This window comes from Alicyclobacillus sp. ALC3, from assembly GCF_028751195.1.
GTDB lineage: Bacteria > Bacillota > Bacilli > Alicyclobacillales > Alicyclobacillaceae > Alicyclobacillus_L.
Genome location: NZ_CP066784.1, coordinates 3,747,665 through 3,768,701, shown reverse-complemented (window position 1 = coordinate 3,768,701; position 21,037 = coordinate 3,747,665). Strand labels below are relative to the sequence as shown.

General features: G+C 53.2%; 19 protein-coding genes, 1 tRNA gene and 1 riboswitch. Of the genes, 11 read left to right on the top strand and 9 right to left on the bottom strand.

What is annotated here, in order from left to right:
• Nucleotides 1–214: 214 nt before the first annotated feature.
• Nucleotides 215–1,087: a sporulation protein YtxC gene (ytxC, locus tag JC200_RS17345; RefSeq protein ID WP_274432950.1), complete on the bottom strand. Its 873-nt coding sequence runs from the start codon at nt 1,085–1,087 to the stop codon at nt 215–217.
• Nucleotides 1,088–1,408: 321 nt separating this feature from the next.
• Between ytxC and JC200_RS17340 the strand changes: the two genes are divergently transcribed.
• The 4 genes from JC200_RS17340 (at nt 1,409) to JC200_RS17325 (ending at nt 6,508) form a co-directional block, all read left to right on the top strand.
• Nucleotides 1,409–2,425 carry an NADP-dependent oxidoreductase gene (locus JC200_RS17340; RefSeq protein ID WP_274432949.1) on the top strand — a complete coding sequence of 339 codons (1,017 nt, stop codon included), beginning with the start codon at nt 1,409–1,411 and terminating at the stop codon, nt 2,423–2,425.
• Nucleotides 2,426–2,567: 142 nt separating this feature from the next.
• Nucleotides 2,568–4,325: an ABC transporter transmembrane domain-containing protein gene (locus JC200_RS17335; protein WP_274432947.1), complete on the top strand. Its 1,758-nt coding sequence runs from the start codon at nt 2,568–2,570 to the stop codon at nt 4,323–4,325.
• Nucleotides 4,322–6,127: an ABC transporter ATP-binding protein gene (locus JC200_RS17330; RefSeq protein ID WP_443111831.1), complete on the top strand. Its 1,806-nt coding sequence runs from the start codon at nt 4,322–4,324 to the stop codon at nt 6,125–6,127. Before JC200_RS17335 ends, JC200_RS17330 begins: the two co-directional genes overlap by 4 nt.
• 33 nt (nt 6,128–6,160) lie before the next feature.
• Complete coding sequence (locus JC200_RS17325) at nt 6,161–6,508, top strand: arsenate reductase family protein (RefSeq protein ID WP_274432946.1); 348 nt, start codon at nt 6,161–6,163, stop codon at nt 6,506–6,508.
• Nucleotides 6,509–6,626: 118 nt separating this feature from the next.
• Here JC200_RS17325 and JC200_RS17320 read toward each other — a convergent pair whose 3' ends face one another.
• The 7 genes from JC200_RS17320 to JC200_RS17290 form a co-directional block, all read right to left on the bottom strand.
• Entirely contained in the window at nt 6,627–7,940 is a 1,314-nt protein-coding gene (locus JC200_RS17320) for an extracellular solute-binding protein (RefSeq protein ID WP_274432945.1), read from the bottom strand.
• A gap of 40 nt (nt 7,941–7,980) precedes the next feature.
• A complete protein-coding gene (locus JC200_RS17315; RefSeq protein WP_274432944.1) occupies nt 7,981–8,802 on the bottom strand; it encodes a carbohydrate ABC transporter permease in 822 nt (273 codons plus the stop codon).
• Nucleotides 8,803–8,820: 18 nt separating this feature from the next.
• Nucleotides 8,821–9,789 (bottom strand): carbohydrate ABC transporter permease, encoded by a 969-nt coding sequence (locus JC200_RS17310; protein ID WP_274432943.1) that lies wholly within the window; start codon nt 9,787–9,789, stop codon nt 8,821–8,823.
• Nucleotides 9,790–9,955: 166 nt separating this feature from the next.
• On the bottom strand, nt 9,956–11,296 hold the full coding sequence (locus JC200_RS17305; protein ID WP_274432942.1) for a HAMP domain-containing sensor histidine kinase: 1,341 nt from the start codon (nt 11,294–11,296) through the stop codon (nt 9,956–9,958).
• Between the two features lie 14 nt (nt 11,297–11,310).
• Nucleotides 11,311–12,015 carry a response regulator transcription factor gene (locus JC200_RS17300; protein ID WP_274432941.1) on the bottom strand — a complete coding sequence of 235 codons (705 nt, stop codon included), beginning with the start codon at nt 12,013–12,015 and terminating at the stop codon, nt 11,311–11,313.
• Between the two features lie 210 nt (nt 12,016–12,225).
• Nucleotides 12,226–12,300, bottom strand: a tRNA-Val gene (locus tag JC200_RS17295).
• Nucleotides 12,301–12,363: 63 nt separating this feature from the next.
• Nucleotides 12,364–12,798, bottom strand: a complete 435-nt coding sequence (locus JC200_RS17290; RefSeq protein WP_274432940.1) for an acyl-CoA thioesterase — start codon at nt 12,796–12,798, stop codon at nt 12,364–12,366.
• Nucleotides 12,799–12,991: 193 nt separating this feature from the next.
• Nucleotides 12,992–13,078, top strand: a riboswitch (cyclic di-GMP riboswitch).
• Between the two features lie 102 nt (nt 13,079–13,180).
• Here JC200_RS17290 and JC200_RS17285 point away from each other — a divergent pair.
• Nucleotides 13,181–14,521 carry a pilus assembly protein TadG-related protein gene (locus JC200_RS17285; protein WP_274432939.1) on the top strand — a complete coding sequence of 447 codons (1,341 nt, stop codon included), beginning with the start codon at nt 13,181–13,183 and terminating at the stop codon, nt 14,519–14,521.
• Nucleotides 14,522–14,549: 28 nt separating this feature from the next.
• On the opposite strand, the gene JC200_RS17280 is transcribed toward JC200_RS17285, so the two are convergent.
• On the bottom strand, nt 14,550–14,879 hold the full coding sequence (locus JC200_RS17280) for a winged helix-turn-helix transcriptional regulator (RefSeq protein WP_274432938.1): 330 nt from the start codon (nt 14,877–14,879) through the stop codon (nt 14,550–14,552).
• A gap of 507 nt (nt 14,880–15,386) precedes the next feature.
• On the opposite strand from JC200_RS17280, the gene JC200_RS17275 reads away from it, so the two are divergent.
• From JC200_RS17275 to JC200_RS17250, 6 genes are all read left to right on the top strand, one after another.
• Complete coding sequence (locus tag JC200_RS17275) at nt 15,387–15,722, top strand: aspartyl-phosphate phosphatase Spo0E family protein (RefSeq protein ID WP_338000178.1); 336 nt, start codon at nt 15,387–15,389, stop codon at nt 15,720–15,722.
• A gap of 648 nt (nt 15,723–16,370) precedes the next feature.
• Complete coding sequence (locus JC200_RS17270; RefSeq protein ID WP_274432937.1) at nt 16,371–16,562, top strand: hypothetical protein; 192 nt, start codon at nt 16,371–16,373, stop codon at nt 16,560–16,562.
• 275 nt (nt 16,563–16,837) lie between these two features.
• Nucleotides 16,838–18,307 (top strand): spore germination protein, encoded by a 1,470-nt coding sequence (locus tag JC200_RS17265; RefSeq protein ID WP_274432936.1) that lies wholly within the window; start codon nt 16,838–16,840, stop codon nt 18,305–18,307.
• Entirely contained in the window at nt 18,304–19,521 is a 1,218-nt protein-coding gene (locus JC200_RS17260; RefSeq protein ID WP_274432935.1) for a Ger(x)C family spore germination protein, read from the top strand. Before JC200_RS17265 ends, JC200_RS17260 begins: the two co-directional genes overlap by 4 nt.
• Nucleotides 19,518–19,736, top strand: a complete 219-nt coding sequence (locus tag JC200_RS17255; protein WP_274432934.1) for a hypothetical protein — start codon at nt 19,518–19,520, stop codon at nt 19,734–19,736. The genes JC200_RS17260 and JC200_RS17255 overlap by 4 nt, the downstream gene beginning before the upstream one ends.
• 24 nt (nt 19,737–19,760) lie before the next feature.
• A complete protein-coding gene (locus JC200_RS17250; protein WP_274432933.1) occupies nt 19,761–20,870 on the top strand; it encodes a GerAB/ArcD/ProY family transporter in 1,110 nt (369 codons plus the stop codon).
• The last annotated feature ends 167 nt before the right edge of the window (nt 20,871–21,037 follow it).

The following is a 21,037-nucleotide window of genomic DNA, read 5'->3' as shown; positions in this document are numbered from 1 at the left end:
GTCGCCGTTTCACCCAAACGAAGTGAGATCCCCAGCGACGGCTTGGGAAGTGGTGTCCAATCCAGCTCCGTGAGAAACGCTTGCAGCCCTGGCGTTTCCTCTCTGACACGGTGGTCTGAGCTCGGCGCGTCTTCCCGCAATGCCGACTGTAAAGTTTGACAGCATCGTAATCCAATCTGTGTGTACCTGTCAATTGACCTCGCTGAGTTCTTAGCTAATTCCGCTCCGGTGCGTCTGCCAAGTGCGGGCGGTCCGTCCCCGCCGCAAGCAGGCGACTACACGTCGTGCAATCGCGGCAGCGCTGTGCTCGTTCAAGAAACACACGCTCGACCGTCTCCGAAAAACTCGGCCAAGGAGCTGCGTAGGTAATATCGTGGATCACGATTTTACACGGTGACCGGGTAATCAGGATACTCATCGCCAAGTCCTCCCCGTTGACCTCATGCCCCTCTGAAGCTGCGGTAGCGGCCGTTGATACTTCCTCGTCCCGGACAAGGGTGCCTTCCGCGTCACAAATCCACACGCGCTCGTCAGCGCAGAAGACGTGCAGTTCCTGTTCGCGAGCTGGCTGCTGATCGAGCATGTAGCGGAGCATGGCGACAAACTCTTCGTATTCCCGGTCGGAAAGAAACTGGTCAACCATTGTTGTTACGGCTTGCTCGACAGATAGCAGTGAAGTGCGCAGACGAAACCGCACCAAGGCGTCGATGGAGAGCGGCAGGTTACGGTCACTCGCATCGACCAAGGCGCTACGGACCATCTCCGCGACACTCTCAACGACATGCTCCTTGGTTGCGTCCCGTTCCTTGCGCAGAGCGTGAAAGGTCAGGAGGGCAATGTACTCACGCTCCTCCTCGTCGAGAAACCCATACATCGTCTGTAGACGTTGCTCAATAAACGCGAACAGCCAGTCTTGTAGCAAAAAGCAGGCTATGGTTTGCGCCATGCGAAGTGTGTCCGCAAGGTCGAACCACGTCGTGACCCTCCCGCTGTCCGTTTCCGCCACGGCGTCCACAAATCCAGCTTCGACAAGCCCTCGGGAGAGCGCTGCGGGCGCTATCTGAGATTGTAGTTCGAGTTTGTTCACCGGCATCAGTCCCCTCTGGCGAGCCTTATCTGTCTAACAGTATTGGACGAAGGGAAATGTGGATATACCCGGAAAACTTGTCACACCGTTATGCGGACTGACATACAGTAGGTGTGTCCCCAGCCCTATCCTGCAATCGTATGCCCCGGAAGCAGTCAGCGTATGTGACAGCGGACCTGTGCAAGTGCGGATTTTTCCATCTCGTCCAGTAGTGGACAGGCTGTATGTCAAATCGCTATGATGAGAAAGGGAATGTGACAGGGGTTTCAACGCTACATTGTAGTAGGGCGGTATGAGGCGCACTGCTCGGGAGGGGATTTGATGTCCATGAATCACAACCAGGAAATCCGTTTGGCGAGTCGACCGGTTGGCATGCCGACCCGCGAGAACTTCGCCTTTGTCGATGTTGACCTGCCCGTCGCTCATGACGGCCAGGTACTTTTGAAGACGATGTACGTTTCAGTGGACCCATACATGCGCGGCCGCATGAACGACGTAAAATCGTACGTCCCGCCGTTTCAACTCGACAAAGCGATGGAAGGCGACGTCATCGCAGAGGTTGTAGAGTCCCGCCACTCACAGTACGCCAAGGGCGACATTGTTGCCGGGCAGCTCCCGTGGCGACTGTACACCACCAGCGACGGGCACGGACTGCGAAAGTTGAACGCGGAGCATGGGCCGGTAACGGCCGCGCTCAGCGTACTGGGCATCACGGGGCTGACTGCGTATTTCGGACTCTTTGAGATCGGACAGCCAAAACCCGGCGAAACAGTTGTCGTCTCAGGAGCTGCTGGAGCGGTAGGAAGCGTAGTTGGTCAAATCGCGAAGCTGTGCGGTTGCCGTGTCGTTGGCATCGCCGGGTCTGACGAGAAAGCCTCGTACTTGACGGACGAACTCGGATTCGACGCCGCGATCAACTACCGAACGCAAAACGTGAGTCAGGCGCTGAAGGAAGTTTGCCCGCAGGGAGTCGATGTGTACTTTGACAACGTTGGCGGCGATGTCACCGATGCCGTGCTGATGCGGATCAACGACCGGGCTCGCATCGCGATGTGTGGACAAATTGCGCTCTACAACGCGACGAAGGCAGAAATGGGTCCGCGCCTATTGGCACAGTTGGTCGTCCATCGTGCGCTGATGCAAGGGTTTATCGTTTCCGACTACGCTACGCGCTTCCCCGAGGCAATCAAACGACTTGCAGCGTGGTTAGCCAGCGGAAAAATCAAATACCGAGAGACGGTTGTAGAAGGGTTTGACCGCGTACCGGAAGCGTTCCTCGGATTGTTCCGAGGCGACAACACCGGTAAGCAACTGGTCAAGGTGGCGCAGTCCGAGTAGAATCAAACACACGCGTTGGATCGTACGCTCCTCCACGTGACTCGACTCCGCATTGTCCCACAAGCCCTGGTTGCCAACCGACCAGGGCTTGTTTTGCCACTCACAACAACTCTTCCAACCCTCTTTGGAAAGGACGATAGAGGTGCGCGTTTTTCGTGACCTAATGTGGTTTTTTAAGGAGCACAGATATAAGTACGTAAGTGGTATCTCAATGCTCGTGATTGTCTCAATCATTGGACTTGTCCCACCACGTGTGGTGGGCATACTTGTCAACCAGTTTGGATCTCGAACACTCACGATGGCCCATCTGTGGGAGGGCATCGGCGCCATTGCAGTCACTGCAGGTCTCACGTACGTGCTGCGTTACTGGTGGCGGATTTACCTGTTCGGCGGCTCGATTCAACTCGCGACTGAATTACGCAGACAGCTCTATGAGCATTTCACCAAGATGTCGCCGCGCTTCTACCACCAGAAACGCATCGGCGACCTCATGGCACACTCGACGAACGACGTACAGGCCGTGCAAGAGACAGCTGGCGACGGCATTTTGACACTAGTCGACTCGATTGCGACCGGAACCGTCGTCGTCGTGACGATGGCGGTGTTGATCAACTGGAAGTTGACGCTGCTCTCACTCTTGCCTCTACCCATAATTGCTGTGGCGATGTCTTACTACGGACGGCAGCTGCACGAGCGGTTTGAAAAAGCCCAGGCAGCTTTCTCGGACATCAACGACCGGGTGCAAGAGCATATCACCGGTGTACGCGTCGTACGGGCGTTTGGCCAGGAAGCATGGGAGCGGGAAACGTTTGTCGCTCTGTCGCGCGACGTTGTGAACAAAAACGTCGCCGTTGCGAAGATCGACGCTCTGTTTGACCCAACCACGTCTGCGATTGTGGGTGTATCGTACTTCCTGTCTGTCGCCGTCGGTGCTGTATTTGTGGTGCACAAGCAAATTAACCTTGGTGAACTGACTACGTTCACCATGTACTTGGGTCAGCTGATTTGGCCAATGATGGCCTTTGGCTTTTTGTTCAACACTGTCGAGCGCGGGAGTGCCTCCTACGACCGCATCCAGCGACTGCTCGCCATTGAGCCCGATGTCGAGGACCGACCGGGTGCCATCGAAGTGGTGCCGAGCGGTGACATCTCGTTCGATATCCGCGAGTTTCGCTATCCGGAAACGGACCTGCCCGCCCTGCGCGATGTTCGCCTGACTGTTCGCCAAGGCGAGACGCTCGGCATTGTCGGTCGTCTCGGTGCCGGCAAAAGTACGTTGTTACGGCTGTTGTTACGTGAATTTGATGTAACAAGCGGGGACATCCACATCGGTGGGCGGTCCATTTATGACGTCACCTTGCATGGCCTGCGCGGAGCAATCTCTTACGCACCGCAAGACGACTTTCTGTTCTCGGCGTCAGTCGCCGAGAACATCGCATTCGCTGCAACGGACGCTGGCCAGACGGAGATTGAACGCGTCGCGAAAATCGCAAGCGTTCACGACGACATCCTCAGTTTTGCGGAAGGATACGATACCGTTGTCGGCGAGCGCGGCGTGACGCTCTCAGGCGGTCAGAAGCAGCGTATATCCATCGCGCGGGCACTGTTGCTCGACGCTGAAATATTGCTCCTTGACGACACGTTGTCCGCAGTTGACGCGCGCACAGAGACGCACATTCTCGATGAACTGCGCAACAACCGCGCAAACCGGACCACGCTCATCGCGACCCACCGGCTCAGCGCAGTCGAACACGCCGACCACATCATCGTGATCGAAGACGGACGCATTGTCGAGCGCGGCAACCACGATGCTTTGCTTGCGCAGGACGGTTGGTACGCCGACATGTACCGCCGACAGCAACTAGAAGCTTTAGTTGAACAAGGAGGTGTCGTGGAGTGAGTGTGCAAATCGAATCCGCGATCCCGAAAACTGACCGTGGCACCTTGTGGAGATTGCTGCGCTACGTCACACCGTACAAAGGGCGATTGTTGATTGCTCTCCTAGTCCTTGTCGCAGCCACTGTGACGGACGTCGTGCAGCCAATCCTCGTCAAAGGGTTTATTGACAACAACCTGATTCCGCGTCACTTTCCGGAAGGGCCGCTCGTCCGGTTGGCCATCACGTATGTCGGGCTCGTGCTCGTCACGTCAGCTTTGAACGCCGCTCAACTGATGTTGTTCCAAATCCTTGCGCTCGATATTATTCAGCGCTTGCGTGTCCAGTTGTTTGACAAACTGCAGGAACTTGCGCTCTCGTTCTTTGACCGTACACCGGTCGGTGTCCTGGTCTCGCGCGTCACCAACGACACGGAAGCCATCCTACAGATGTTCATGACAGTACTCTCGACGTTTGTGCAAAACATCTCGGTACTCGCTGGTATCCTAATCGCGATGTTCGTTCTCGACGTACGGCTTGCCACCTACTGCCTGCTGCTGTTCCCAGTCATCGTCGGCATCATGGTGTTGTATCGGAAAGCAACCTCGGCCGTGTTTCACCTGGCCCGCCAACGACTGTCCTTGCTCAACGCCAAGCTGAACGAGTCGCTACAGGGGATGTACGTGATTCAGGCCATGCGTCAGCAGTTTCGCCTGCGCAAGGAATTTGGCGATATCAACGAGTCGTACCGCAAGGCACGCTTTCGCAACATGCAGATGAATGCGTTGATGCTGCGGCCTCTGACTGACGTCGTCTACATGTTCGCATTGATGGCCATTCTCTGGTTCTTTGGTGTCCATTCATTCACACATGTCGTGGACATCGGCGTGTTGTACGCCTTCGTGAACTACCTTGACCGGTTCTTTGAACCGGTGAACAACATGATGATGCGCCTGAACTTCTTTCAACAAGCGATGGTATCAGCACAGCGCGTGTTCGCCATTCTCGACGACGAGACGATGGCGCCACGGCAGATTGGACAAGGAAATCCGCAGATTGCTCACGGACGGATTGAATTCGACAACGTAAGCTTCTCGTACGACGGCAAGACAGACGTGCTCAAGCACATTTCCTTCACGGCTGAACCTGGGCAGACGGTCGCGCTCGTTGGGCACACGGGTAGCGGCAAGAGTTCGATGATGAACCTCCTGATGCGTTTCTACCCGGTCGAGCACGGACAGATTCGGATCGACGGAGTCGACTTACGCGACTACCGCGACGAACAGCTTCGTCGCCACATCGGCCTGGTGCTTCAGGACCCGTTCCTGTTCGTTGGCGACGTCCGTTCGAACATCCGCCTCGGCAACTTGTTTGTCACTGACGAGAAGATTGTCGAATCAGCGGAGTTTGTTCAGGCCGACGCGTTCATCCGCAAGCTCCCCGGCGGATACAGTGCTCCTATTGGGGAACGCGGTGCAACACTGTCAACCGGTCAACGCCAGCTCCTGTCGTTTGCCAGAACGATGTCCATTGAGCCTACTATCCTTGTACTTGACGAGGCAACTGCGAGCGTCGACACGGAGACCGAAGAGGCAATTCAGGACGCCCTCGCCAAGATGCGGCGCGGACGAACAACCATCGCCATCGCGCACCGACTCTCGACCATCCAGGACGCCGACCTCATCCTGGTCCTACACCACGGTGAGATAGTCGAACGCGGCACGCACCAGGAACTGCTCGCGAAAGGCGGCTTGTACCACAAAATGTTTTTACTGCAGCAAGGTGGTTTGAGAGAGTTTGGTACAATGTCGACGACAAGCGGCTGAGAATAACCGCACAGAAATGTAGGAGGGACACACATGCAGTTCTACGGCTACAAGAAGTGCTCCACGTGCCGCAATGCGCACAAGTTCTTAGTTGCACATGGTTTCGACCTGCCCTTTCAGGACTTTGTCGAGACCCCGCCGAGTATCGACACGCTGCGCGAGTGGATCGCGAAGCGTAGCCAAGGCGTCATGCCTTTCGTCAATACGAAAGGCACGCAGTACCGTGAACGCGGTCTTGCCCACCAGCAACTGTCGGAGGATGATTGGCTCAAGCTTCTGTCCGAAGACGGCAGACTGATTAAACGGCCGGTCTTAGTGACCGGCGATCAAGTCTTAGTTGGCTTTCAGCAGGAAGAGTATGAACGTCTGCTGAACAGCTGACACAAGTGAATTTGACAAGCAGAAGGCCGCCTTTCGCGGCCTTCTGCCATATATCGATATCCCATTACCGCAAGACACAGCGCGCGTCCTGACCGTTGATTCACAAATACATTCAGCGCTATAGAGCCGATCTCCCTGTCAGGTACTGATTTGCCTGCTTGTCTAGTTGGGCCAAAGCGGTCTGTACGGATTGTTTTCCTGTTACTGCGTTGAAAAATGCCGCATCCAGGGCGCTTTGCACTTCAGAGTACGTATCCGTGTTTGGACGAGCCACCGTGTACTGTGACTTGAGAATCTGAATGGAGACGGCCTCGCCTTGGTTTGCCGCTAACCAGCTCGACGGAATTGCATTAGCTCCCGCTTGCGTTGTCGGTGCAAAGCCGCTGTGCATCGCCCAATAGGCCTGCTGCTTTGGTTGATTGAACCAATGGATAAACGTCCAAGCCGCCTGTTGGTCCGCCTTGCTCACGCCGTTGAAGATTACAAATCCGAGCCCCTGCACGAGGCCGCCGCTATGACCGGAGATGCCTGCAGGGAACGCGAAGGCCCCCATCTGGAACTTGCCGCCGGTCGCGGCGAGGATTTTTTGGTAGCCGGCCGACGTCCCATCCACGATGGCCATCTTTTGCGCACCAAAGTCCGCCCGCATGGTACTGCCGTGATCAAATACCATCAACTGGTTCTGATACAGGTTGTGAAAGTACTGAAATGTAGTTTTGCCTGCAGTATTGTCAAATTGAGCTTTGGTGTGAGCGCTGTTCGAGAACAGCGTGCCGCCATTGGAGATGAAGGCGGACAGGATGTGTGCTGAAGAGTCCTTGAAGCCCATTGGAATGACGCCTCCACCGAGGGCTTTCAGTTTCTGTAGGTCTGTCTCCAACTGTGTCCAAGTAGTAGGCGTCGATGTGATTCCCGCTTTCTTGAACAATGCCTTATTGTAGAAGAGTTCTTCCACCTTTACGTCAGCAGGGTACCGGTACACTTTTCCTCCCCAAGTTGTGTTCTTGGTCACACCCGGCCAGAACACTTCCTGGGAACTGGAAGACGCTAGAGGCTGCAAAGACAACAGAGCATTCGCGTTGATGTACTTGCCAATGTAGTGACTGATTTCCGCAAGCACGGGAGGATTCCCAGCAGCAACCGCGGACAGTGCCTTCGTTGACGCGTGGGTAACGTTCAGACTGACTTTTACGTGGGAATGCGAGGCGTTGAACTGGTTTACCAGGCTCTGTTCCGTATTGGCGACCACGCCGCTTGAATGGGACTCCCAGAGTTGGATGCTAACGGGAGCACTCTTTGCCGAACCGCTCTGCACCGCTGAATTCCCATTACCTCCGGAAGTATTGCTCGTGGTCGAATTTGCTGTACCACAACCCGTAACCACCGCAGCAGTTGCCCCAAACAAGGCCATTGCCAATGCCGACTTTCTCATTCTCTCCACTCCCTAGTGTCTCTTTTGGAACTGCTTATGGTTAACCTTTAATGCCCGCGTCACGGCCCGCCACCCCTGCGACAATGTGCCGTTGGGCAATAAAGAACACCACCAGAATGGGTACAATAGCGACCATCACTGCGGAAGCCATCTTGGGAATGTTGTCCTGATAGAATGACATGTAATGAGCGAGTACCACTTCTAGCGGTTGAATGCTCCGGCTGTTTGTCATGATGAGCGGCCACTGAAACATGTTCCAGGCACCTATAAACGTGAGCAGCGAAACCGTAATCACGGCAGGTTTAGCGAGAGGCAGCGCAACGTGCCGCAAGTAGTACAGTCGACTTCCGCCCTCCACCTCAACAGCCTCCCAATATTCCTTGGGAAAGGTCTTGAAAAATTGCCGGAACATAAAGACTCCGAAAGCGCTGGCGGCAAACGGTACAATTTCAACTGCATAGGTGTTAAGCAGGTGCAGTTTTTCGATCACGGCGTACTGCGGAATCAGGAGAGCTTGCCCTGGGATCATCATGGTTCCCAGGATGGTCAACAATACAAAGTTTTGCCCTCGGAATTTCAGGTCTGACAATGCGTAACCAGCCAGAGCCGAGGTAATTAACACGAGCACGACGGTGATTGCTGAGATAAACACAGTGTTCAGGATGTAGGTCGTCCAGTGCGTCTGATGAAGGACACTGTACGCTGGTTGAAAGTCCAGTTTCGGTAGGAATACCGGTGGTATCTTGTAGACATCCTGTGGCTTATTGAGAGCCGTCACCACAACCCAGTACACAGGAAATCCGAACAACGCGGCGACAACAGCCTGAACAACCCATGTTAGGGGCCTCCACTTGAACCTCACGCGATCACATCCCCTCGTTCAGCGGTAAAATACCAGCCTATTGGATATCCACTTTTGCAAGATTGTCATAGCGAGGATGACCAGAAAGAGAATGACACTCATCGCCGCAGCCAAACCGTAGTGGTAAAACTGAAACCCCGTCTGGTAAAGCAACAGGGCATCGGTTGTCGTAGAATACGCCGGTCCACCGCCACCTCCGACAGGACCGCCCGTCATCGTGTAAATTTGCGAGAAGGCCTGCAAGGAATTCATCGTTGCAAAGAGAATCACCAGAAAAGTGGTCGGCGAGATAAGTGGCCAGATTATCCTGCGGAAGACAGTGCCGTTTCCAGCCCCATCGATCATCGCCGCCTCGATAGGGTCCCTGGAAATGTTGGCGAGTCCCGCCAGGAACAAAATGACGTACAGGCCCAGTGAGTGCCACGTGCTGTAAATCATTACAGCAGGCAGTGCCCACGTGGTACTCTCCAGCCAGTTCAGTGGCGCGATGTGGAACCAGGATAGGATGTAATTCGCCAAGCCAAATTGCGGGTTGAATACCCAGACCCAGACGATTGAAGTGGCCACCAGTGGGGTGACGTGGGGAAGAAACACCAGAGAGCGAAAGAACCCGCGCCATTTGGAACGAATTGCCTCACGAAAGAGCAGCGCTAGCCCTAGACTCAGGAATGTTTGCGTTGGAACCATGAGGAACGTGAAGTACGCGGTTGTCAACAAAGACCGCCAGAATATGGGCTGTCTGGCCAGAGTCTTAAACTCTCCAAGTCCCACGAACTGCGAGTGACTGAATGTGATATTCCAATGAAAGAGCGCCATGACGAATAGCAGGACCATTGGAATGTAAGTAAAAACTCCAAACACACCAAGCACAGGTGTCACGAACAACCATCCGACGGTGCTTTGTGCAGTGTTTCGACGCTTGCGTTTGACACGCGTCCTTTGCGCTATCGAACTCCGTGTTACGGTGATTTCTCTTGGAACCGACACGTTTTCCCTCCTCTGACACGCGGGCACTCGGCTTAGCACATCAGCTTGCTTGCTGACTACAGTTCCCGAGTGTAGTGGGTCAACGTAAAACAACCGTGGACCAGAACTCCACGGCTCGTAAACTTTATCCGAATATAATCTCAATATCTCAATCTAGTCTCGATGATCAGTTCGGAAGGATAATCTCAAACCGGGTCCCCTTGCCGGGTACACTCCTCACAGTGACGTCTCCGTTGTGGGCGTTTACAACTTCCTTGACAATGGCAAGACCCAATCCCGCACCTCCTGTCGCTCGACTGCGGGACGGCTCAACACGGTAGAAGCGCTCAAATATAAACGGAAGGTGCTCTGGCGCAATTCCAATCCCATCGTCCTCGACCGTAATCGCTACTGCTGACAAACGTTTTACCCCGGTCACTTTGATCCGCTGGCCATTTGATGTGTAGCGGAGTGCATTCGATATCAGATTGACAACCACTTGCGACATGCGGTTCCGGTCCATCCACACTTGTACAGGCTGGTCTGGTACTTCCACGTTGAGCAGCACACCTCGATTGGCTGCCTCGGCGCCAAACAGACCAACGAGTTTAGGTAACCACTCGTGGATATCCACCCAGGCGAAGTTTGGCTGGCTCACGTTGGACTCCACATCATTCAACCGGGCAAGTTCATCGACAATGCTTTTCAGCCGCTCCGTCTCTTCCTGCAAAATTGTGGCCGTCTGCTCATCCCAGTGGAATAGGCCCAGTTGAATTGCCTCTAGTCGGTTGGCGATCACGTTGAGTGGGGTTCGCAATTCATGGTGGATATCTGCGACCACCTTCTGTCTCGTCTCTTGAGCTTCATGTAACTGACTACGGGTCACGGAAAAAGCTTGCACGACCGTTTGAATCTCCTTGTCCCCATCGGACGGCAGCGGTGCATTAAACTCCCCGGCAGTCATCAACGTCGCAGACAGAGCCAATCGTTCTAGTGGTTTTAGAAAATGCCGAATCTCCACGACCACAAATGTGAACGCGAGGAGAGCAATGATAAATACCACAAGGAACTGAGCCTTGTCAAAGCCCAAAGTGATCCTTCGCTGTAAACCAGGAATCTGAGGCGCAGGGTACCCTTGCAGATACAAGGTACCTACGTCGAGACCGTGGTACAAAATAGGCGCTGTTCGCCAATTTGTCTGGATTTCCGCCTGAGGCTGAGTTTTAATCACCCCCCCACTTTTCAGCATAATCACAGCGCTAAGTCTTCCGAGTTGTTGCCCATCAATCTGCAATGAGGCCTCATGCGGAAGGTGTTGTTGGACAGCTTTCCAGGTTCCGAACTCATCATACAGAACCCCAAACAGCTGAGCCCAATCGACTGCTTCGTCAACCTGGCTATGCTGTGAATACGAAAAAAGCGAGCGGCGCAGGCTCCAGTGTGCAGCTACCAAGTCTAAGACGGCCATGGCCAAAATCACGCTCGTCACAAGCAGCATGACGCGTCGGCGCAAGGAATACCTAGGCAATTGAACCCACCTATTCATTTCTCATTCACGGCACCTAATTTGTAGCCCACCCCGTACATGGTCTTGATTACAGTGGAACCGGTCATCTGACGCAGTTTCGTTCGCATATTGCTCAGATGCACGGTGATCGTGTGCTCGTTCACGGCCCCGTCAGATCCGTAAAGTTCAGCAGCAATGTCCTCTTTCGTCACCACTTGGTTGCCCCGCTCTGCTAACAAATTGAGAATTCTGAACTCCGTCGCGGTGAGCGGTATTTCTTGTTCGTTAAATCGAGCCGAAAATTCACTTTTGTGCAGAGAGAGGACGCCGTTCCCGAGTTCTAGCTTAATCTCTCGGTGGTTCACTGGTTGATCAGTTCCGTACTGCTCCCGCAACAGCATGCGGATGCGAGCATACAATTCCCGTAGACTAAAGGGCTTCGAAAGATAGTCATCCGCCCCGGTGTCCAATCCCATCACTTTGTCGGAGATACTCGACCTTGCGCTCAAGATAATGACCTTAGCCTTTGAGATGAGTTTAGCGATTCTGCAAATCTCAATGCCGGACAGACCGGGTAGCATCCAGTCCAAGACGATTAAGTCGACCGAGTGCTCGAGAAGGTAACTAATACCGTCTTGCCCATCGTACGCCTTATAGCACTCATACCCGTGTTGCTCCAAATACAGTGCAATTGTGTCGGCCGTGTGTTTTTCATCTTCCACAACCAGGATTTTGGTCATCAGCACTCACCCCCATGCAGATGTCCATAGTTAAAAGCGTAGGGAAATTATAAGGGTGATTTATGTACGTTCCATCTAGATAGGGTAAATATTCCGACAAAAAACGATAAAGATCTCGTGTTCACCTTCAGCCAGCATCATCAATGGCACAATATACGCAATCGAAAACGACCACCAGTACTCGGTGGTCGTTAACTTTGCCCAGTCTTATGGTGCGGCTGACAGGAATCGAACCTGTGGCCCCTACCGTGTCAAGGTAGTGCTCTCCCTCTGAGCTACAGCCGCGTTTAGCTGTCCCGCTTCGGCGACATCGCCTATCTTAGCACAGCCACGGACAGCCAGTCAACGTCAAAATTCACCGTCAGTGACTGGCAACTTCTGCAGAACCGACCACAGTTCTGGAGAGCGTTTGGAAATGTTCACCGCGTGGTTATGGTCGTCTACATACGCGTGGTGTGTCTCCCCTTCCGCACACAACTCCCCATCGACACTGAGCACTCGATACACCATCTCAATCCGTGTCCGTGTCAGCTTGCGCATTCTCGCCTCCACGCGCACATGGTCTTCGGCCCGTAGCGTCTTCCTGTAACGACAGCGCGCCTCGAGAACGACCAACACGATGCCATGGTCATGAAAGGCTTCCATGTAGATGACCCCGTTGTCACGCAAGAAATGCATGCGGGCGACGGAAAACCAATCAATGTATGCCGGGTGATAGACAATCCCTGCCGGATCGCATTCTCCCCATCGAACTTCCAACTCGGTCACGCTGACGTTTGGCAAGTTGTCTCCTCCCTACAGATGTCAATCGTCATCACTCCACTCAGTAGTATAACAAAAGTCTACAGTGCACTTTGCACGACCGCTCCGTGTCGCCCGACTCACGTCCTCAAGCAGCATAAAGAAACGCAACCACAACACCCTATTGCGAATTTCCGACACTTGTCTATGATAGATAGTAGAAAATAATCACAATCGTGTCTCATGGCAAACTAGCGGAAACGCTGGGACGCAAAGCTACGGGTCTTAGGGTCTGTTGACCGATGATCGCCGGGCCGCCACGTTTTAAAACCACACCCTCAGGCTGTCCAATGAGCGGTGTACGGCGGCTCGACCTAGTCGAGCCGCCTTTTGCGTTGACTGCACGAAACAGGAGATGACGCTCATGAGATTGGGCCAAGGCAAGTACGCGACAAAAACTGACATCGTACAAACATTCAACATCAAAAAATCGGTCCGTGTATTGACTTGGATTAATCGCACGGAAGGACAATCTTTAGTGCTAACTGGGCTGATTATCCTGGGCTTGCTCGGCACCGCAGGTGTCAGTGTATCCATAGCTACCGTGTACTACACCCAATCGACTTTGCAAAGCGCCGTCGATTCGGCAGCGCTAGCCGGTGCTCAGTTGGCGTCCCAAGGCGGAACAGCTGCCAGCCAAAGTGGTCTGATCGAACAGAACGACCCACACGCGACAGGTCAGGTGTGGATTAACGCCTCGACGCCTTCACATGTTAACGCCGAGGCGTCACAAACCGTATCAGGCGGTTTTGCTGCACTGTTTGGATTCTCCTCATTTCATGTGGCCGCCAGGGCGGTTGCGAGCTTTGGACCTGGTTCCCCATTCAATTACGCTGTGTTTCAAGGGTCGACCAACCTCGACCAACCGCTTACATTTAACGGTAACGACAGTGTGCAGTACGTGCAGTCACAAATTGGACCAAGCGGCGCAAACGTCTACTCGAATGGTAATGTCCAAGTGAACGGTTCTGTCACTATCACCGGAAACGCGGGTGCCGCAGGCGACGTTTCCATCAAAGGTGGAGCAAGCGTGCACAGTATCGCAAACAATCAACCTATTTTGAGCATGCCCGTGTGGCCGACGCCGAACTTGCCTGACACGTCAACCTGGCAAGTTGTGTCCTCTCTGCCCTCGAACGCAACGCTCTCGGCAAATTACATCATAGAAGGCAACGGGACGAGCGTGTCCCTGCAAGGGGACACAATAACTGGGGCTATCATGGTGACGAATGGTGCTTCTCTGACTCTCAGTGGTGGTACCACCATCAATGGCAACTTGTACGCATCCGGTGGCGGGTCTATTTCACTGACGGGGCAAAACCAAGTGAACGGCAACATCGACGTCGTGAACAACGCTAGTTCCCCATCTGACATCACCATTGGCGCCAGTACAGTGACCGGCTCCATCATTGATGTTGGTGGAAATGTCACTTTGAGTGGAAACGCATCTGCTGGCAGCTCACCGGGTTTGACGATTGGTGCATTCGCGGTGAACGGGGTAGGAGGCAACGTGACAGTAGAAGGAGGCGTTAGCACGAGTGGCGTTGTGTACGCTCCGGACGGAACGATTACTTTCGACGGAAATGACACACTGTCTGGTTCGGCCGTCGGCCTGTACGACACCCTCAACGGAAACATCACCGTTTCTTACGACTCGGCTGTCGTACAGAATGTCCCTTTCAGGCAGGTAGCCCTCATTCGCTAATCCTTGCCTGGCCGACAAACCTGTTCAATTAGGCACGAGAGCGTTCTTCTTCCAGCCAACCGTGTTCCACTCGTTCCATCTCACGGACTGCAAGTTCGAGCCGGGTCCCCTTCGGCGTCAAGCGGTACTCAATTCGCACTGGCATCTCCGGATAAACAACGCGGCACACAATTCCTGCGGTCTCCAACTCACGTAACCGCTTGGTCAAAGTCCGACTGCTGATCCCGCCCGTACCATGCAAAATATCCATGTACCGCTTTCTTCCCGCGATCAACTCTCGAAGCACTTCTCTCGCACCCCGTTGACCGATCAGCTTCCACACGTTCGACTCCGTGTGTTGCTTCATCCGACTGTTCATGTGCACACCCTCCTCACCGGATTCTCCCCTTACGCTGATGCTGCGAGCCCTATGACGGTGTACAGGGGGCAACTAAGTGTTACCATTGTCACGCATTGCCGAGTCATCGGCCTGAGGTAAAGCTGAGCGCATCCTGAAAACTTGCTGAAAATCCATTCACGGCGACAACTCTCTTCGCAAGCGCTAGGGAAACAATTGGAAACCAGTCGCCATCTGTATGAATCATCCAGTTATCCGACCGTCAGTTACAGTAATACCTCTCCGAAAGGTTATATTAAGCGGCGGCAATTCGAGACCGTCTCTTCTCCTTAGGTTGGCCTTCGTCGTCGTCATGACCGGTCTCCGTTCCCGGTCGTAGCGAGGCGAGGGCCTTCCCTTTGGAGTGAAACTCCCAATTGCGGTAAATCGAGCGTCGGGAAAAATTATTGGACACCGACACCATCCGACAGCTTTCGCGAGCTCAACTTGTTATCCTGTACCTCGTTGTGACAAATATCGCATGAGGGTATGAAGCCAAATATGGAGATTATGATCGAATATCTACGGAATCAGATGCATCGAGTCGCAGAAGAACGGGGTAGCTTGACTCATCCGGATGTCATTGCGCTCAGTCAGCGACTAGATCAATTTATTGTTCTGGCACAAAAAAGAAGTACTCCCTGCGCGGAGTATTTCAAGCCATTAAAGCTTGGGTCTGCTTCTGTTGAAGCAGGTTCTACGACATTGAATCCTCCCCAACCCACCCGAGTCAAGAGGGGGGCGTTTTTGCAACACCAAGCGCTTGATGACCCCACTGGATTTGTTCGACCGTCCGTTCTTGGCTTTCGCTACAATCGACAATGAGCACAACATCGACCTGAATGATGTCCTGAAACACTTTTGTTCCTGAAGACGCAACCTGATGAGAAGGCCAACAACAATACCTGCCACCATGCCAATCAGTTCCCAGATGATTGGACCCCATGTCAAGACAAATCCATAAATGGCGCCTAGCAACATGACGGCCATGCCCACAATGAACGCCAAGCTACAGAGGTCGAGCCCACAGCATGAGACCGTTGGACAGAGCATCATGTGACCGCCACCCGGGAAAGCCATGGACCACCATACGGGTATCCAAGGGTTCCTCAGGTGGAGTTGATTGACCAGGAATGATGACATGTGGGCGTAGGGACGTCGAATCTTGTTTGAGTATGTAGTCGACATCGGACATCTCCGAAATGATGTTTAGCCATGAGTCTGCCCACTGTCTTCAAACAATCCACCCGCAGTCAGAGGCAGGTCCAGTTCTATACCCCCCACGCACAGATTCCACCACCAATGGAACATTTCAACTTCCTTTAGCATCCATGTTAAGGGTAGGTCTGACGTGTTGCCCTTTGAACCACTGCATCGGAGAGGATGAAAGTTGTGGACCAGCCACATATTTCAGTCGTACTGTCGAAATTCAATAGTGTGTTCCGTCACAAAACCACACGAGAGGATGCCGCTATGTGGGCGATGGGAATCCTCGCTAACAAAGAGACGACGATTGAGAATTGGTGGACATGGGACCTGATTTTGCTTCTTGCAGGCATTGACGCGCGAAGTGAATACCGGACAACAAGTGATTACATATACGATGCCGACTACATTGAGTCTCGGTTGAACGAATGTGTGTGTCGATATTTAAACAACCAGTAGAGCATGCCAGGGAAACTTTCGCTGGGACCACCGCATTTACAGGCAACCCACATCCACCCGCGGGCAAAATCGGTCAACCAGCTACGAACTTGCGTGAATAGTCCCCTCCATAGTGGAACATGATACAAAACAACATTTTTTCACTGTCGGAACAAGGGGTTCTCATGAGAAAAAAAAACGGTTGGACCCGTTTGAGGTCCAAATCCCGAATCAAACAACTCCAAACGCAATTCCAAGACATCTCTTTCTATGGCGATGCCCAGGATGATTCAAAATTGGCCACAGAACTGCAACGGTCGCTGCCATTGATTCAACAGGAGTGGGACCACTGTGCAGACGTGAAGTATCAACACATGCACGTACAGGGGGTGCCTGTGTGCCTTGTTTTCATCAATGGATTAATTGACCAGAATTCCGCACAACGCGGTATCATGGAACCTCTGACAGAGTACGACGAGGAACCCGTCACCATCAGCGGGCTAAAAGACGCTCTGAGGTCCATGACGGTGCAGTGCGAGACAAAACTTCTATCGATTCATCAAGCCATAGCGGATGGAAAAGTGGTCATATTGGTCGATGGTCAGCCAGAAAGTTTGCTGGTCGATGTGAACCAGTTCCCGGGGCGGGCCGTTGAAATCTCGCAGAACGAACCCACTATCCAAGGACCACAAGAGGCATTCATTGAAAGTATCCAGGCAAATCTCGCCTTGATCCGCAAATTTCTGCACACTCCCAAGCTGAAAGTGGAAACGCAGCGATTGGGGACAGAGTCCAACATCCAGATGGCCATGGTCTATATCGCGGGAATTGTCAAACCGTCACTGGTGGACGAGGCGAGAAAGCGTATTGCTCGTATCCACATCGACGGAATGGTATCATCCAATCAGATTCGAGAAATGATTGGTGATGCTCCGCTATCACCATTCCGAATGACGGAGAACACGGAGCGTCCGGACCGGGCGGTCGCCGGACTGTTGCAGGGCAGAATTTGTTTTGTCATTCATGGTACACCCGGCGCAGTAATGGTGCCCACCGTTTTTGTTGCTGGGCTCATCTCAGCGGAGGATTATTACAGTCACTATATGACAGCTGTACCGCTTCGGATTCTCCGGCATGCCATGTATTGGGCATCTCTGTTGCTTCCTTCTTTATACATTGCACTTCTGTCGTACAACCAAGACCTGATTCCAACGCCGCTGCTAATCAGTTTGGAGGCCCAGCACGAGGGAATTCCGTTCCCAACCGTAATTGAGGCCTTGGGGATGCAAACAGCCTTCGAAGCCCTAAGAGAAGCGGGCCTTCGTCTGCCAAGAGCCATTGGGCAGTCGGTGAGTATTGTCGGAGCGTTGATCATCGGAGATGCAGCAGTGAACGCCAACATTGTCTCACCAGGTATGGTCATCGTTGTTGCCGCCGCAGGTGTGGCTTCCTACACTATTCCCTCCCAAGACCTTGTGAACACCAACCGCCTATTGCAGTTTCCCTTTATGATTGCTGCATCGTTGCTCGGACTGTACGGCATTGTCGCTTTGGGATTGATGATGATCACTCATATGGTGTCTCTGCGGTCGTTCGGCGTCCCGTACATGGCCCCGCTGGCGCCGTTCTCCTGGCCCGAAATGCGCGACACGCTGTTCCGTGCTCCATGGTGGGCCATGAACAAACGCCCTTCGGTTTATGAGCCGATTGACTCTACCCGCAGTTCGACACCCAGACCGACACCCCCTTCGGGGGATGCGACATGAAGCGACTGCCCAATCACTGCTTGCTCGCGACGCTACTCCTGCTCATCAGTTTCGCGGCAGTCGGATGCAAAGACCTGCAGGAGGTAGACGCTCTCAACCTGGTGCTAGCCGTCGGTATCGACCAGACCCCTGACCAACGTGTCCGCGTGTCGGTGGAGGTTGTTGACCCGACTGGAGCACGAGGGCAGGCGTCAGGTGGCGGTGGCAAGCGTCAATCGGCCACGTTTGTTCGCGAACAATCTGGAGAAACGGTGGAGCAGGCAATTGACAAATTTGACGAAAATGTAGCTCGAAAGCTGTTTTTATCTCACAACTCAGTGGTCGTGTTTGGAAAAACGTACGCCGACCACGGGATTGACCGTGCGCTGGATTACCTGGAAAGAAACCGCAGTCTTCGACGGAATCAATTGTTTGTGGTTACCGATGGCACAGCTGCAGACTTACTCAACGCCTCTGGAAAACCCGAATTGTACGCAGCGGTGGCAATCCGGGCTTTAGTCGATCAAGGCGTTAAAAAAGGGGTTGCAGTGAACAGTACACAACTGAGGGTAATCCGCGAATACCTGCGTCCCTCCCACTCGCCAACCATTGCCTATGTCACTTCGGCAGATTCACATATATGCCAATGTGGGGTCGGGCTATTTGATGGTGGACAGTATAAAGGACACGTCGTGTCGAGAGATGCGCAGGCGTTGTTGCTGTTCATTCAAGATACCGAACAGACAGAGGTAGTACTTCCGTGTGAAGACGCAAAGAGTTCGCAAACGGACGTGGGCGACACATTTCGCATGCTCAGCACTCATACAGACGTCGTCCCAATTGTTCACGGCCGCGATGTTCAGTTCTTGGTTCGAGTCAGAGGCCGGGCTGAGGTTGAACGGCTGTGCCCAGGCTCCAGACCAACAACAGCTTCATACCAGAAGTGGGAATCTAACCTCGCGTCCGACATGCAACACCGCATGCAAAACATGTTTGAGCAGCTACAGAAAACAGATGTGGATTCGGTCCAATTTGGAGACGTTCTGTTCGAGAGGCAACCGACAGCTTGGCGTCAGGTGGCGAGTCAGTGGAAGACCATATTCCCAACGATCAAAGTCAAATATGACATCCAGATTCAGCTGCTTCGTAATGGACTTGCCTCTAAATCTCCAGATACGGAGTACTCACCACAAGGACTTCCTCCTAGTTCTGGACAAGGAGGACCGGTGTCGTGATTGTGGTCGCAGTGATTTTTTCGATTTGTGCTGTGGGGTTCGGGATTATGGCCAAAGTGACAGCGCGGGAATGGGGCTTGAAAATTGGATTGTTGGCGCTGGCTTTACTGGGCTCAACGATGGTCAGTTGGAACGTTTGGCCTGAAGTCGATCTGCTGGTGTGGGTAAAATGGCTGTTTGAACCGGCCACGAAGTGGTTTTATTCTGTGTTGTGACGTACAAAGAGGAGTCGATCAAGATTGACACAGATTTCACGCATGCAGTTCATTTATCTGATGTTGTGGGTCATTTTGGGGACGGGTATCACGTTATTACCATTTAGTATTGGTCAGTATACGGTACGGGATGGGTGGATTGTACCCTTGTTCTTTTTCGCTGGGACGGCGTGCACGGCTGGCGTCAGTGCGTTGTTCATCCGTACTTTTCCGAATCAGTCGCTGATGGACGGGTTAGAGACTGCTTTTGGTCCATGGATTGGCCGGGTTTTGGGCGCGTGGTTCTTGGTTTGGTTTCTTATTACTACGGCTATGCTTCTGCGTGAACTGTCCGTATTTGTTGAAATTACAAGCTTGCCCCAGACGCCACTCTATGTCATTAGCGCCGCCATTGTACCTCCCATTACGTACGTTGTATTTCATGGCATCGAGACATTGGGACGGTTGGGGGAATTCATCACACCAATTGCTGTCATCATCGCCTTGGCTCTATCTGTGCTGTCCCTTCAAAACGTGGATGTATCCCAACTCACACCCGTTCTAGCGAATGGCTGGACCCCTGTCTTGCGTGCGTCTATATTGCCGACGACCTCGTTTCCATTTGAATTTCTTGTAGCGTTACAACTGGTCAAATCTATGAATGGCGGCAAGACCTTGGCAAAGGACCTTCTGTGGCTGGGCGCATTTCTTAGTGTTGCTGGACTCTTCATTATGGGAATTGTGATCGCGGTGTTGGGCCCGGCCTTGACGTACCTGTCCCTACCGGTAGGAGAGGTGGTCCGCGGCATTCGCATCGGCCAGTTCGTCGAACGCCTTGACACGATTTACGTAATGGGTGTCATCGCTACCATGGTCCTGAAAATTTCTACGTTCTTATACGCCATGTGTTCCGCCATGAAGGATGTCTTCCGTCTCCCAACCATTCGGAATGTAGCCCTCCCCGCAGGCGTTGCAGTCTGGACCGCCAATGTTTTATTCTTCCACAATTCTCCTGACTTGCACGAGTTCATGGCATACACTACGCCAGCTTATTTTGGTGTAACTATGGTCGGCCTCCCTTTGCTCGCCGTTGCGGTTTTCCGTATCACACGAGTGATACACAAACCCTCCAATAAACAAAGCACGGCACAATAAGTCGACAAGAATGTTTACCCGTCGTTGACAGCAATCGCCAAAACCCGCCGCCGTGCCGTCGAACTTTGTAACCTAATCGCCTCGAGCAACGTCTAGTACAGGGGACGGAGAATACTTGCGATGGTGGACCGGTCCAGTGGACTTTGAAGGGCGGAGGAGATAACGTG